Below are 13084 nucleotides of genomic sequence, written 5' to 3' on the forward strand. Positions count from 1 at the left end.
CCGACCACCGAAGCGCCGAGGGCCAATCCCCGGGGCTCTGCCCCGGACCCCGAGGTATTTGGGGCGAAAAGAAGCAGGGCGGCGCGGCGGCCGGCGTTGCGCCCCCTTCCCCGCCGCGCGAAATCCCCCATATTCAAAGCATGCTCAAGTTCACACCGATCCTGCTCGCGATCCTCTACGCGCTCGTCATGTACCGCTTCTCGAACTGGCGCACCGCCAAGGAACTCGATGCGAAATCGACCGAGCTCGCCGATCCGCGGCTGAAGAAGATCACCGACCGGCTCGCCGCGGCGCTCGATCTGCCGCGCGTGCGGGTGAACATCTACGAGATCGATCCCGTGAACGGTCTTGCTGCCCCCGACGGGCGCATCTTCATCACCCGCGGCTTCTTCCGGAAGTATCAGCAGGGCGAGGTCAGCGCCGAAGAGCTCGCCAGCGTCATCGCGCACGAGCTTGGCCACGTGGCGCTTGGCCATTCGCGCCGCCGCATGATCGATTTCTCGGGCCAGAACGCCGTACGCATGGCGCTGTCGATGGTGCTGGGGCGGCTGATCCCCGGGCTCGGGATCTACATCGCCAATGCGGTCGCCTCGCTGCTGGCCGCCCGCCTCTCGCGGCAGGACGAATACGAGGCCGACGCCTATGCCGCGGCGCTGCTCTCCAAGGCCGGCATCGGCGTCGGCCCGCAGAAATCGCTCTTCCGCAAGCTAGACGCCCTGACCCAGGGCCGCTCGGGCAGCGCGCCGGCCTGGCTCATGTCCCACCCCAAGACGGACGAGCGCATCGCCGCGCTCGACCGGCTCGAGGCGCGCTGGGGCACGGAGTGACCGCGCACCGCAGCCTTCACTCGCCGTAGCCGCCGGGCGTCGGCGTCACCACGACCACCACGTCGCCCTCGTCGACGCTCGCCTGATCGCAGGCCTCGAGCACCTCGGTCTCGCCGTCCGCGCGCCGGATCTCGGTGCGCCCGCAGCGCCCCTCGGCGCCGCCCTTCAGGCCGCGCGGCGCAAGCCCCCGGTGCGAGGACAGGATCGAGAGGTCCATCGGCTCGAGGAACCGGATCGCCCGCGTCGTGCCGTCACCGCCGTGCTTGCGACCCGCGCCGCCCGACCCTTCGTCGATGCGGAACTCCTCGAGCATAACCGGGTAGCGACTTTCCAGAACCTCCGGGTCGGTGAGGCGCGAGTTGGTCATGTGCACGTGCACGCCCGCCTGCCCGTCGAACTCGCGCCCGTCGTTCATGCGGCCCGCGGGGGACCCGGCGCAGATCGTCTCGTAGTACTGGTGCCGGTCGTTGCCGAAGGTGAGGTTGTTCATGGTCCCTTCGCTGTTCGACATGGCCCCGAGCGCGCCGAAGAGCGCATTGGTCACGTGCTGCGAGGTTTCCACGTTGCCCGCCACGACCGCCGCCGGGTAGCGCGGCGCCAGCATGCAGCCGTCGGGCACCTTGATGGTGATCGGCCGCAGGCAACCCGCATTCATCGGGATGGGGCTTTCGACCATGACGCGGAAGACGTAGAGCACCGCCGCCCGCGTCACCGGTTCCGGCGCGTTGAAGTTGTTCTTCTGCATCTCCGAGGTGCCGGTGAAGTCCACCGTGGCCTCGCGCCGCTCGCGGTCGATGGTGATCTTCACGCGGATCTCCTGCCCGGTGTCGGTCGGATAGGTGTATTCCCCGTCCTCGAGCCGCGTCAACACGCGCGCCACCTCGGCGGCGGCATTGTCCTGCACGTGACCCATGTAGGCCTGCACGACCTCCAGCCCGAACATCCCGATCATCCGACGCAGCTCTGCCGCGCCGCGGGCGTTGGCGGCGACCTGCGCCTTGAGGTCGGCGACGTTCTGGTCCGGGTTCCGGCAGGGATATTCGTGATCCGTCAGCAGTTCGCGCAGCGGCCCGTCGCGGAAACGGCCGTTCTCGACCAGCAGGAAGTTGTCGATCAGCACCCCTTCCTCGTCCACACTGGTGGCCCGCGGCGTCATCGACCCCGGCGCGACGCCCCCCACATCTGCGTGGTGCCCGCGCGAGGCGGTCCAGAACAGGATGTCGGTGCCGTCCTCGTCGAAGACGGGCGTGACCACGGTGATGTCCGGCAGGTGCGTGCCGCCGTTGTAGGGCGCGTTCAGCGCAAAGACGTCGCCGGGGCGCACCTTGCCCTCGTTCTGGCGGATCACCGCCTCGACCGAGCGGTCCATGCTGCCCAGGTGAACCGGCATGTGCGGGGCGTTGGCCACCAGCGCGCCATCGGCGTCTAAGACCGCGCAGGAGAAGTCGAGCCGTTCCTTGATGTTCACCGAGCGCGCCGTCTTTTGCAGCGCGACGCCCATCTGTTCGGCGATGTTCATGAAGAGGTTGTTGAAGACCTCGAGCAGGATCGGATCGGCCTCGGTCCCCGCGGCGTGATCGCGGCGTGCGGCCTCGGCGCGGGTCATGACGATGTGGTCATGCGCGCTGATCTGCCCCTGCCAGCCGGGCTCGACCACGACGGTCTGGTTCTTCTCGATGATGAGCGCGGGGCCCGCGAATTCGCTGCCGGCATGCAGGCTTTCGCGCCGGATCACCGCCGCATCGTGCCACTTGCCGCCCGAAAAGACCGGCACCGTGGTCTCGGCCTCGGCGCCGGCGCTGTCCAGCGCCTCGTTGGGTTCGACATCGTCGTCCTTGGCGTGGGCTTCGCCCTCGACCTCGACCGCCTCGACCACCAGCGCCGCATCGGGATCAGTAAAGCCGAATTCCGCCTCGTGCGCGGCCTCGAAGGCCTTGCGCGCCGCATCGGCATCGCCTTCCCAGGTGACCGGCAAGGGCGTGTCGGTGCCCGCGTAGCGCAGGTGCAGGCGACGGCGCATCTCGGCCTCGCCCCGGGCCACGCCCTGCTCGGACAGGGCCGTCGCAACCTCGCTCTCCAACCGGCCGAGGGCCTCCTCGATGCCCACCAGCGCCGCGTCCGAGAACTCCGTCTCGAGCCCCTGCTGGCGGGATTCCGTCACGCGGGCGAGACCGATGCCGTAGGCCGACAACAGCCCCGACAGCGGATGGATCAGCACCTGCGTCATGCCGAGCGCATCGGCCACGAGGCAGGCATGCTGCCCGCCCGCGCCGCCGAAGGCGTTGAGGAGGTAGCGGGTGACGTCATGGCCGCGCTGGACCGAGATCTTCTTGATGGCGTTGGCCATGTTCTCGACCGCGATGCGCAGGAAGCCCTCGGCCACCTCTTCGGGCGCTTTTCCTTCGGCCTCTGCAATCTCGGCGAACTTGGCGGCCACCGTCTCGCGGTCGAGTTTCTGATCCTGGTCGGGGCCGAAGATGGCGGGGAAGAAGTCGGGGTTGAGCTTGCCCAGCATGACGTTGGCATCCGTCACCGTCAGCGGCCCGCCGTTGCGGTAGCAGGCCGGCCCCGGGTGGGCGCCGGCGCTGTCCGGCCCTACGCGGAAGCGCCCCGGATCGGCATGCAGGATCGAGCCGCCACCTGCGGCGACGGTGTGCACGCGGACCATCGGGGTGCGCATCCGGACACCGGCGACCTGGGTCTCGAACGCACGCTCAAAAGCGCCGTCGAAGTGGGCGACGTCCGTGGAGGTGCCACCCATATCGAAGCCGATGACCTTGTCGTGCCCGGCGATCTGGCCGGTGCGGGCCATGCCGACGACGCCGCCCGCGGGACCCGACAGGATCGCGTCGCGGCCCTTGAAGCGGTCGGCGGCGGTAAGACCGCCCGAGGACATCATGAAGAGCAGCGTGGGGCCGTCTTCGTCGGGCGGCGTCGCACCAAGCGCACCGGCCACCTTCTCGACGTAACGCGACAGGATCGGCGTGAGGTAGGCATCCACCACCGTCGTATCGCCCCGGCCCACCAGCTTGATCAGCGGCGAGACCTCGTGGCTCACCGAGACCTGGCCCAGCCCGACCTCGCGCGCCACCGCCTCGATCTGCTTCTCGTGCTCGGGCGCGGTCCAGGCGTGCATCAGCACGATGGCCACCGCGTCGATGCCGTCGGCCTTGGCCTCTTCCAGCGCGCCGCGCACGGATTCGGGGTCCAGCGGGGTTTCCACCGTGCCGTCCGCGCGCACCCGCTCCTCGACCTCCACGACCCGCTCGTAAAGCTGTTCGGGCAGCGTGATCTCCTTGGCGAAGATGTCTGGCCGGTCCTGATAGGCCAGCCGCAGCGCATCGCGGAAGCCCTTGGTGATCAGCAGCAGCGTCCGATCGCCCTTGCGTTCCAGCAGCGCATTGGTGGCCACGGTGGTGCCCATCCGCACGGTACCGACGCGGGCCGGGTCGATCTCGTCCTCGCCAAGATGCCGGCGGATGCCCTCGATGGCGGCATCCTCGTAGACGCCCGGATTCTCGGACAGGAGCTTCATCGCGGCAAGCGCGCCATCCGGTGCGCGGCCGATGACGTCGGTGAAGGTGCCGCCCCGGTCGATCCAGAAATCCCAGCGATTCGTCTCTGTCTGCCTGTTCATTGAGCTGTCTCCGGGGCGTTGAATTACGTTTCGATGGCAAATCGTTGACAAAATGAAAACGTCTGGTCAAGCTTTCCTTGTCCGGAGCGCGTGCGGCCCGCCCCGGTTTTGCCAAGGCCGCCAGAGAAACAGACAAAACAGGGACCGAAGATGACCGTATCCTTCACCAAACCGCTTCTTGGCGGCGCGCTGGCCGTTCTGGCCGGCCCGGCCCTTGCCGAAACCTGGGACATGCCCACGCCCTACGGCGACAGCGTCTTCCACACGCAGAACGTCATGCAGTTCGCCGAGGACGTGGCCGAGGCCACCGACGGCGAACTCGAGATCACCGTGCATTCCGCAGGCTCGCTCTTCGCCCACCCCGAGATCAAGGACTCCGTCCGCCGCGGCCTGGCGCCCATCGGCGAAACCCTGATGTCGCGCCTTGCCAACGAGGACCCGATCTTCGGCATCGACTCCATCCCCTTCCTCGCTGCCTCCTACGAAGACGCCGGCAAGCTCTGGGAAGCCTCGCGCCCCGTGGTCGAGGAAAAGCTCGCCGAACAGGGCCTGACGCTGCTCTATGCCGTGCCATGGCCGGGCCAGAGCCTCTACACGCAGGAAGAGGTTGAAAGCACCGCCGACCTCGAGGGCGAAGCCTTCCGCGCCTACAACACCGCGACCGAGCGACTGGCCCAACTGATGGGCGCCGTGCCCACGCAGATCGAGACCGGCGACATCCCGACCGCCTTCTCCACGGGCCGCGTCGACGCGATGATCACCTCGCCTTCCACGGGCGTCTCCTCGCAGGCCTGGGACTTCGTGTCGGTCTTTACCGACATCCAGGCCTGGCTGCCCAAGAACATGATCATCGTGAACACCCGAGCTTTCGAGGCGCTGCCGGACGAGGTGCAGACCGCCGTCATGGAAGCCGCCGCCAGTGCCGAAACGCGCGGCTGGGAAATGTCCTCGGCCGAGACCGCTGACCAGATCGCCACGCTCGAGGAAAACGGCATGACGGTCGCCGCGCCCTCGGACACCCTGTCGCAAGAGCTGGCCGAGATCGGTGAAACCATGACCCAGGAATGGCTCGACGAGGCCGGCGAAGAAGGCCAGGCGGTCATCGACGCCTATCAGGGCGAGTGATCCCCCGGGGGCCGGCACCGCGCCGGCCCCTTTTTCGTGGTCCCCCGCGGGCCGAACGCCCCTCGTGATCCGGAGCGCTCCATGCGACGTTTCCTAGACCGGCTCTATGCTGGCGCCCTCGCGCTGGCCGCCGCCACCTTCGCCGCCATCGCGGTGCTCGTCCTTCTGCAGGTGCTCGGACGGTTGCTCGACCGCGCCGCGCGCGCCCTGGGCGCGCCACCGCCGGGCTTCACCATCCCCTCGCTGGCCGAAATCGGCGGATTTCTCTTTCTTGCCGCCGTCTTCCTGGGCCTCGCGGGCACCTTCGCCCGCGGCGGCCACGTGCGCGTCACCCTGCTGATCCGCGCCCTGCCCGACCAGATCGGCCGCTGGCTCGCCGCGCTGGTCGCCCTTGGCGCCGCCGCCCTCGCAGTCTTCTCCACCTGGTCGAGCTTCCTGCAACTGCGCGACAGCATTGCCTTCAACTCGGTGAGCTTCGGCATGGTCGAGGTCCCGCTCTGGATACCTCAGCTCGTCATGACGCTGGGCCTTGCGCTCTTTGTCGTCGCCTTGATCGACGCGGCAATCACCCTGATCCGGGGCGGCACGCCCGTGCATGACCTGGCCGAAAGCGGGGGGGTCGAGTGATGGAACTCGCAACGCTTGCACCGCTTCTTCTGGTCGTGCTCTTCGCGACGCTGGCCGCCGGGCTCTGGATCGGCTTCGCGCTGATCGCCGTGGGCCTCGTTGCGATGGTCACGGCCTCCTCTGCCCCGGCCGAGCTGGTCTTCGCCACCCGCGTCTGGGGCGGGCTGACGGTCTGGGACCTGACCTCGCTGCCCATGTTCATCTGGATGGGCGAGATCCTTGTCAGGTCGCGGCTGTCGTCGGACATGTTCGCGGGGCTCGCCCCCTTCACCCGCTACCTGCCCGGCCGCCTGCTGCACGTGAACGTGCTCGGCTGCGCCCTCTTCGCCGCCGTTTCGGGCTCCTCCGCGGCCACGACGGCCACGATCGGCCGCATGTCGGTGCCGGAGCTGACCTCGCGCGGCTACGACAAGACGCTGGCCATTGGCACGCTGGCGGGGTCGGGCACCTTCGGCTTTCTCATCCCGCCCTCGATCATCCTGATCGTCTACGGCGCCGCCACGGAACAGTCGATCGCGCGACTTTTCCTTGCCGGTCTCGTCCCGGGGCTGATGCTGGCACTGATGTTCTCGGGCTTCATCATGGCCTGGGCGCTGCTGAACCCGTCCAAGACCCCGGACTACGAGCCGGGCGAGGATGACGGCCAAAGCCTGCGCGCCTTCCTGCGGCTGCTGCCCGTCGTCGGGCTGATCGCCGCCGTGATCGGGTCGATCTACGCGGGCGTCGCCTCACCCACCGAGGCCGCCGTCATCGGCGTCGCAGGCGCGCTGATCCTGGCCTCGGCAACAGGCGCCATGAGCTGGCGCGGCTTTGCCGACGCGCTTCAGGCCGCCACCGTGACCACCTGCATGATCGCCTTCATCATGGCGGGTGCGGCCTTCCTGACCGTGGCCATGGGCTACACCGGCATTCCCCGCGCGCTCGCCGCCTGGATCGGCGAGATGGGGCTCTCGCCCTATGCGTTGCTCGCCGCGCTGACGGTCTTCTTCATCGTCATGGGCATGTTCCTCGACGGGATCTCCATCGTGGTGCTGACCGTGTCGATCATCCTGCCCATGGTGACCGAGGCCGGCATTGATCCGATCTGGTTCGGCATCTTCCTTGTGCTCGTCGTCGAGATGAGCCAGATCACCCCGCCGGTGGGCTTCAACCTCTTCGTGCTGCAGAAGATCACGGGCGAGGACATCCTCACCATCGCGCGCTACGCGGCGCCCTTCTTCGGGCTGCTCTGCGTGGCGGTGGCGATCCTGTCGGTCTTCCCGCAGATCGCGCTCTGGCTGCCAGGGACGCTGAACTGATGGCGGAGGACGGCAAACACGACGTGGGCCCGGTCGTCAGCTCGGCCCACCTCGCCAACTCGGCCCTGCCCGAAGCCTCGGAGCTGGAATTCGCGCTGACCATGGCGAACCACGCCTTCCAGCGATGGATGACCCGCTGCATGGCCGCGGCCGGGGCCGAGGGCATGGCCCCGCTCGAGATCCTGATCCTGCACCTCGTGCATCACCGCGAGCGCCCCAAGACGCTCGCGGACATCTGCCTGGTGCTCAACATCGAGGACACGCACCTGGTCAACTACGCCCTGCGCAAGCTGACCGAACGCGGGCTGATCGACACCGGGCGCAAGGGCAAGGAAAAGACGGTGAAGATCACCGCCGAAGGCGCCACCCTCTGCACCCGCTACGGCGAGGTGCGCGAGGCGATCCTCGTGCGCGGTCTCAAGGCCACCGGCGTCGATCCGGCCGAGGTCTCGCGCCTTGCAGCCCTCCTGCGGGCCATGTCGGGCAGCTACGACCAGGCCGCCCGCGCGGCCGCCAGTCTCTAGGCGTTGTCAGCCGGGGGCCGGGTCTCCGGCAGCGCCCGCCGCGCAGGGGGCCTCCCGTTGCCTACTTCAGAAGATGGCTCGTGGTGTAGCCCGTCCGGGAACTGACCTCCGGCCAGGCGATGCTGGCGTTCAGCGCAGCGACGATCAGGATCACGACGGCGGCGATGGACAGATGCTGGATGACCCCGATCGAGCGATTGAGGGTCGGGGCGATTTCCCCGCATTTTCCACACAGGTCGCTTCCGGGCCGAAGCTTATGGCCACAGCTCACGCAGCGTATCAGACGAAACGCCATGACTTTGAACTCACTTCAATTACATACTTGTTACACGCGATCGCAAGTGGCTTTCGTTAACCACTTCCCCCGGGGCAATACAACCGGAACGATACGCGGGATCATTGCAGCGTTGTTCAGTAGCCCAGAGGGCACAGCGGCGGCGCGTCCCGGTTTGACCTTGCCCTAGGGCCTCGCCGCGGGAAGCAGTTCGAAAACGCCTTTAGCCGCATCCTCGCCGTTGATCTGAACGGTCACGCCGTGGGGGCCCGGATGCAGTCGGAAGGTGGTCGCATCGCCCTTGAGCCGGTGCGCCTTATCCAACCGCATCGGCTCCCCCGCCTTCACACGCGTCGCCCTCAGCTTGAACACCTTTTCCGCGTCCCCGCCGGGGCGCGCGAACCGCAGGCGGTAGTCCACCATCACCGGCAAGTCCTCAGCCGCATCCAGCACCACGGCAAACCGAAGATCCTCGCCGATCCGCGCGGCCTCCGGCATTTCCAACCGTACGCTTACGGCCCCCGCCCGGTAGCCCAGGAAATCCAGCGCCCCGCGCTCGCCGCGCTTGACCGCCGTGCGCAGCGCGTGCCGCGTCATCCAGTCGAGCTCGCGTTTCTCCTGCCGCCCCTCGGCATGCCACGCGCCCAGATGCGCCAGCACCCGATCGGGCATCACCTTCGACAGGTCGTTCATGTGGTTGGCCACCGACCGCGTCACGTAACGCGTCGGATCGGCATGTAGCATGTCGAGGAACCGAAGCGGCACCTCCGGCGGCAGCGAGATATTCCGCGCCCAGGGCAACCGCGGCCGCGTGCCTTCGCTCACCAGCCGCCGCACGTGGTAATTGTCGTCTTCCGTCCAGCGGCCCAGCCGTGCCAGCGTCACCTCGCGATGCGCGTCGATGAAGGGTCGGATGTAGAACTCCATGGAAAACCGCCGCGTCGCCGCGTGCAGCAGGTCGAGCGCGCGCTCGGGATGATCCATCCCGTGCCGCACCGCCAGCACACCCGGCACCGCGTGGATGAACCGCCCGAAATCATCGTCCGTCCGTGACGCATCCAGCGGCGGGGGCATCGCCGCCTCCAGCGCCTCCGCCATGGCAGGAAACTCCGACGGCAGCCGCGGCTCGAGACAATCGGCAATCCACTCCAGCCGCTCCAGCAGCCCGCGCCCCTCCAGCCCCGCCACGACCTCCGCGTGAAAGGCGTCCCGGTCGAACCCCGGCAGCACGGCGAACTCATCCGCCAGGTCCCGCAGGGACTCGGCGTTGAACAACTGGTCGGCGAGCGAAAACCCCGCCCCGCCGCCCGTCCCGTCGGGCCCCCGCGCCATGTTCAGATCGTCGCGTTGGTGGCGCCGCCGTCGATCAGGATGTTCTGCCCGACGATGAAGCCCGAATGCTGCGAGCAGAGATAGGCGCACATCTTGCCGAACTCCTCCGGCGTGCCGTAGCGCCGCGCCGGGATCGTCGCCTGCCGCTTCTCCCGCGCCTCGTCCATCGAGATGCCCTCGCTCTTGGACACGCCACCGTCCAGCGCCTCGGCCCGTGCCGTGTCGTGGATGCCCGGCAGCAGGTTGTTCACGATCACCCCGTGCGGCGCCACCTGCCGCGCGGTCCCCGCGACATAGCCTGTCAGCCCCGTCCGGGCCGAGTTCGACAGCCCAAGCTGCGGGATCGGCGCCTTGACCGACTGCGAGGTGATGTTGACCACCCGGCCCCAGCCACGGTCGATCATCTTCGGCATCAGTTCCGTCATCAGCGCGATCGGCGCCAGCATGTTGGCATCGAGCGCCGCGATGAAATCGTCGCGCGTCCAGTCGTGCCACATGCCCGGCGGCGGTCCGCCCGCGTTGTTGACCAGGATGTCCACCTCGCCCGCGGCTTCCAGCACCTTTGCGCGGCCCTCTTCCGTGAAGATGTCGGCGGCCACCGCCACGACTTCGACACCATAGGCCTCGCGGATCTCCGCGGCCGTCGCCTCAAGCGCCTCCGCGCCCCGCGCGTTCAGCACGAGGTTTACGCCCGCCTCGGCCAGTGCCTCGGCGCAGCCGCGGCCCAACCCCTTGCTCGAAGCGCACACCAGTGCCCGCTTGCCCGCGATCCCAAGATCCATTGCCGGTCTCCTTCCCGTATCGTTGTGCCCCCGGCCGCGCCGGTGAACTTGGCGCCACAATCCCCCGTCTGGCCGCCGCCTTCAAGCGCGCGATCCCCTGCGTCCCGAGGGCGCCTTGCACCGCGGCCAATCGCCCGGGATAGTCGGGACAGCACGATCCGGGCCGCCCGCGCCCGAAGCCGAGGGACGCCATGCAGAAACTCGCCAAACTCCTCGTCGCGACCGACCTGTCGCACCGCTCCGACCGGGCGATGCGCCGGGCCTTCGCGCTGGCCAAGGCGCACGACGCCGAGCTGATCGTGGTCAGCGTGCTCGACGACGACCTCCCCGAGGACATGATCGGCGAGCTTCACGCCCGCGCCGAGAGGAGGCTCGAAGGCATGTGCGAGACCCTGGGCCCCGGCGTCCGCCACAGCATCGACCTGCGCAAGGGCGATCCCAGCGAGGAACTTCGCGAAGCGCAGCAGGCCCACCAGCCCGAGCTGTCGGTGATCGGCGTGCACCGCACGCGGAACTTCTTCGATGCGCTCAGGGAAACCACCATGATGCGGCTCGTGCGGCTCAGCAAGACGCCCGTCCTGCTCGCCCGCGAACCCGCCGAGGAAGCCTATGACCAGGTCGTCGCCGCGGTGGATTTCTCGCCCGCCTGCGGCGTCGCCCTCGCGCTCGCCCACAAGCTGGCGCCCGCGGCCCAGGTCACCCCGGTTCACGCCGTCCACGTGCCCTATGCCAGCATGATGAGTTCCATGGCCCGCGGCGAGGATGAACTAACCCGTGCCTACCTGCGCGAGGCGACCGCCGAGGCCCAGGCCTGGAGCATGGCGCAACATCTGCCCAAGGGGCGTCTCGCGCCGGTCCGTGTCGCCGTCGGCGCGCCCTACAATTCGCTGCATCAGGCGGTAAAGGACGTGGGCGCGACACTCCTCTGTGCCGGCGCGCATGGGCGCGCCAGCGCAGCGCCGGCGGTGCTTGGCGCGGTGGCGAACGACCTCATGCGCGATCCGCCCTGCGACCTTCTCATCGCCCGCCCGGGCCTGTCCTGAAGGCCGCGCGGGCTCAGTCCTCGCGGAGTGCCTCTATGAGCTCGTCCTTGGTCATGTCGGAGCGGCCCTCGATGCCGATCTCCTGCGCGCGCTCGTACAGATCGTCCTTGCTCCACTCCTCGTAGGGCGGCTGCTTGCCACCCTTCTTCGAAGGCTGCTGGCTGTCGTTGGCCTTGGCATTCGTGATGCGCGCGGCCTTCTCCTTGGACATGCCCTTGTCGCGCAGTTCCTCGTACATGTCCTCGTCCTTGATCGACGGATCCGGCATGGCAAAGCTCCTTGTGTCTGCTGCCATCCGAACCGCGCCACCAGCGGGCAGGTTCCCGCGCCGGCCGTGCCGTCACGAGGTGACGAAGAACTCTTCCAGCACGATTTTGCCGCCCGCCACGTGATAGAGGCCGATCTCGCGCGACTGCATGCGCTCGCCGCTCGCCTTGTAAGTGGCATCGATCGTGAAGATCACCGCGAAACGGTCCGGCCCATGCAGGAAAGGCCCCTCCACCTCGCCGCCGTGCACCTCGAAATTCTCGGCCCACCAGGCGTGCTTCTCGCGGATCCCGGCAAGACCCATGGCCTTGCGACCCCGGCCCATGTCGTGCGGCTCCACCGAGATGGCCTCGGACGAATAGAGCCGCCCGAGGTTCTCTTCTTCATTGCCGTCCCGGCAGCCCGCCACCAGCGCGGCGGCGATCTCTTCCAGCGTCATGAGCTCCTCCCCTGTCATGCACCGCACCAGAATGCGCGGCCCGCACGACAGGGGCAAGAGACCGAGAGGTGCCGGGATCAGAACCCGGCGAAATCGAGCGTGCTCAGCGGACTGCTGAACAGACCCTCGTCCTTGCCGCGGCCCATCTGCCAGCGCAGCCCGGCGCTGACGGCACCAGCGTAATCGTCCCCGTCGGTGACCCGGCCAAGCTCGCCGTAGAATTCCACGTCGGGCGACAGGTCGACGCTTCCGCCGACATAAAGCCCGGTGGCCGCGTCGTTGTCGTAGCGCGTGCGTGTCACCTCGCCGTGCAGGTCGAAGGTGCCGAAGCCCTGCTCGTAGCCCGCGGTCAGCAGGTCGGCATAGTCGCCGTCCATGCTCAGCCGGTCCACGCCGCCATAGGCCTTGGAAATGCCCGGCACGAACTCGTAATGGCCCTCGACGCTCAGCGCGTTCATCGGATCGTCCTCGGCGTCGTAATGCGTCACGCCGCCTTCGACGCGCACCGGACCCGCGAGGTACATGGCCTGCATCGAATAGAAGGTCGCCGGTTCGAAATCGTCATCGTCGAAGGGCACCAGCCGCCCGACGCCGACACCGAAGCTCAGCGCCCGGTCCATGTCGTAGCGGCCCAGAAGCCGGAACGAGAAGGCATCCGCATCTTCATCGGCATTCAGCCCCAGATAGCCCAGGTCGCCCTGCACCCCGAAGCCCCGGCCGAACCCGTAGCCGACATTGGCATCCACCTTGCTCAGCGAGACGGTCTGGTCGTCAAACGCGATCCGGGAATGACCGGTGTCCACGTCGAGCCCCTGAAAGCTCTGCGCGGATGCGCTGCCTGCACCGATGAGAGAAACTGCTGCCGCCGCAATGATCGGGATCTTTTTCATGTTCTTCACTCCGCTCGAA

At 68.0% G+C, this 13084-nt stretch carries 13 protein-coding genes; 6 read left to right on the forward strand and 7 right to left on the reverse strand.

Annotation, left to right across the window (positions count from 1 at the left end):
* Positions 1–140 precede the first annotated feature (140 nt).
* Entirely contained in the window at positions 141–827 is a 687-nt protein-coding gene (locus C8N44_RS13190; protein WP_107977256.1) for a M48 family metalloprotease, read from the forward strand.
* 16 nt (positions 828–843) lie between these two features.
* Here the strand turns inward: C8N44_RS13190 and C8N44_RS13195 are convergent, their stop codons facing one another.
* Entirely contained in the window at positions 844–4464 is a 3621-nt protein-coding gene (locus C8N44_RS13195) for a hydantoinase B/oxoprolinase family protein (RefSeq protein WP_107977257.1), read from the reverse strand.
* A gap of 150 nt (positions 4465–4614) precedes the next feature.
* Here C8N44_RS13195 and C8N44_RS13200 point away from each other — a divergent pair, with 150 nt between their 5' ends.
* The 4 genes from C8N44_RS13200 (at position 4615) to C8N44_RS13215 (ending at position 8038) form a co-directional block, all read left to right on the forward strand.
* Complete coding sequence (locus C8N44_RS13200; protein WP_244641085.1) at positions 4615–5589, forward strand: TRAP transporter substrate-binding protein; 975 nt, start codon at positions 4615–4617, stop codon at positions 5587–5589.
* An 81-nt stretch (positions 5590–5670) separates the two neighbouring features.
* Entirely contained in the window at positions 5671–6216 is a 546-nt protein-coding gene (locus C8N44_RS13205; RefSeq protein WP_107977258.1) for a TRAP transporter small permease, read from the forward strand.
* Positions 6216–7514, forward strand: a complete 1299-nt coding sequence (locus C8N44_RS13210) for a TRAP transporter large permease (protein WP_107977259.1) — start codon at positions 6216–6218, stop codon at positions 7512–7514. The genes C8N44_RS13205 and C8N44_RS13210 overlap by 1 nt, the downstream gene beginning before the upstream one ends.
* Positions 7514–8038: a winged helix DNA-binding protein gene (locus C8N44_RS13215; RefSeq protein ID WP_188758747.1), complete on the forward strand. Its 525-nt coding sequence runs from the start codon at positions 7514–7516 to the stop codon at positions 8036–8038. The genes C8N44_RS13210 and C8N44_RS13215 overlap by 1 nt, the downstream gene beginning before the upstream one ends.
* Before the next feature lie 61 nt (positions 8039–8099).
* Here C8N44_RS13215 and C8N44_RS13220 read toward each other — a convergent pair whose 3' ends face one another.
* The 3 genes from C8N44_RS13220 to C8N44_RS13230 form a co-directional block, all read right to left on the reverse strand.
* Positions 8100–8333 carry a hypothetical protein gene (locus C8N44_RS13220; protein ID WP_107977260.1) on the reverse strand — a complete coding sequence of 78 codons (234 nt, stop codon included), beginning with the start codon at positions 8331–8333 and terminating at the stop codon, positions 8100–8102.
* Between the two features lie 165 nt (positions 8334–8498).
* Complete coding sequence (locus C8N44_RS13225) at positions 8499–9644, reverse strand: hypothetical protein (RefSeq protein ID WP_107977261.1); 1146 nt, start codon at positions 9642–9644, stop codon at positions 8499–8501.
* 2 nt (positions 9645–9646) lie between these two features.
* Positions 9647–10426 carry an SDR family oxidoreductase gene (locus tag C8N44_RS13230; protein WP_107977262.1) on the reverse strand — a complete coding sequence of 260 codons (780 nt, stop codon included), beginning with the start codon at positions 10424–10426 and terminating at the stop codon, positions 9647–9649.
* A 191-nt stretch (positions 10427–10617) separates the two neighbouring features.
* On the opposite strand from C8N44_RS13230, the gene C8N44_RS13235 reads away from it, so the two are divergent.
* Positions 10618–11469, forward strand: a complete 852-nt coding sequence (locus tag C8N44_RS13235) for a universal stress protein (protein ID WP_107977263.1) — start codon at positions 10618–10620, stop codon at positions 11467–11469.
* A 13-nt stretch (positions 11470–11482) separates the two neighbouring features.
* On the opposite strand, the gene C8N44_RS13240 is transcribed toward C8N44_RS13235, so the two are convergent.
* The 3 genes from C8N44_RS13240 to C8N44_RS13250 form a co-directional block, all read right to left on the reverse strand.
* A complete protein-coding gene (locus tag C8N44_RS13240) occupies positions 11483–11737 on the reverse strand; it encodes a DUF7218 family protein (protein WP_107977264.1) in 255 nt (84 codons plus the stop codon).
* Between the two features lie 72 nt (positions 11738–11809).
* Complete coding sequence (locus C8N44_RS13245; RefSeq protein WP_308421232.1) at positions 11810–12193, reverse strand: nuclear transport factor 2 family protein; 384 nt, start codon at positions 12191–12193, stop codon at positions 11810–11812.
* Between the two features lie 59 nt (positions 12194–12252).
* Complete coding sequence (locus C8N44_RS13250) at positions 12253–13065, reverse strand: porin family protein (protein ID WP_107977266.1); 813 nt, start codon at positions 13063–13065, stop codon at positions 12253–12255.
* Between the last annotated feature and the right edge of the window lie 19 nt (positions 13066–13084).

Origin of the sequence: Allosediminivita pacifica, from assembly GCF_003054175.1 — a bacterium.
GTDB classification, from domain to species: Bacteria; Pseudomonadota; Alphaproteobacteria; order Rhodobacterales; family Rhodobacteraceae; genus Allosediminivita; species Allosediminivita pacifica.

Excerpts from the sequence above, each read along its gene's own strand:
- C8N44_RS13250 (WP_107977266.1), bottom strand. The coding sequence starts at position 13,065 with ATGAAAAAGATCCCGATCATTGCGGCGGCAGCAGTTTCTCTCATCGGT.
- C8N44_RS13190 (WP_107977256.1), top strand. The coding sequence starts at position 141 with ATGCTCAAGTTCACACCGATCCTGCTCGCGATCCTCTACGCGCTCGTC.
- C8N44_RS13230 (WP_107977262.1), bottom strand. The coding sequence starts at position 10,426 with ATGGATCTTGGGATCGCGGGCAAGCGGGCACTGGTGTGCGCTTCGAGC.
- C8N44_RS13225 (WP_107977261.1), bottom strand. The coding sequence starts at position 9,644 with ATGGCGCGGGGGCCCGACGGGACGGGCGGCGGGGCGGGGTTTTCGCTC.
- C8N44_RS13205 (WP_107977258.1), top strand. The coding sequence starts at position 5,671 with ATGCGACGTTTCCTAGACCGGCTCTATGCTGGCGCCCTCGCGCTGGCC.
- C8N44_RS13240 (WP_107977264.1), bottom strand. The coding sequence starts at position 11,737 with ATGCCGGATCCGTCGATCAAGGACGAGGACATGTACGAGGAACTGCGC.
- C8N44_RS13215 (WP_188758747.1), top strand. The coding sequence starts at position 7,514 with ATGGCGGAGGACGGCAAACACGACGTGGGCCCGGTCGTCAGCTCGGCC.
- C8N44_RS13220 (WP_107977260.1), bottom strand. The coding sequence starts at position 8,333 with ATGGCGTTTCGTCTGATACGCTGCGTGAGCTGTGGCCATAAGCTTCGG.
- C8N44_RS13195 (WP_107977257.1), bottom strand. The coding sequence starts at position 4,464 with ATGAACAGGCAGACAGAGACGAATCGCTGGGATTTCTGGATCGACCGG.
- C8N44_RS13200 (WP_244641085.1), top strand. The coding sequence starts at position 4,615 with ATGACCGTATCCTTCACCAAACCGCTTCTTGGCGGCGCGCTGGCCGTT.
- C8N44_RS13245 (WP_308421232.1), bottom strand. The coding sequence starts at position 12,193 with ATGACAGGGGAGGAGCTCATGACGCTGGAAGAGATCGCCGCCGCGCTG.
- C8N44_RS13210 (WP_107977259.1), top strand. The coding sequence starts at position 6,216 with ATGGAACTCGCAACGCTTGCACCGCTTCTTCTGGTCGTGCTCTTCGCG.
- C8N44_RS13235 (WP_107977263.1), top strand. The coding sequence starts at position 10,618 with ATGCAGAAACTCGCCAAACTCCTCGTCGCGACCGACCTGTCGCACCGC.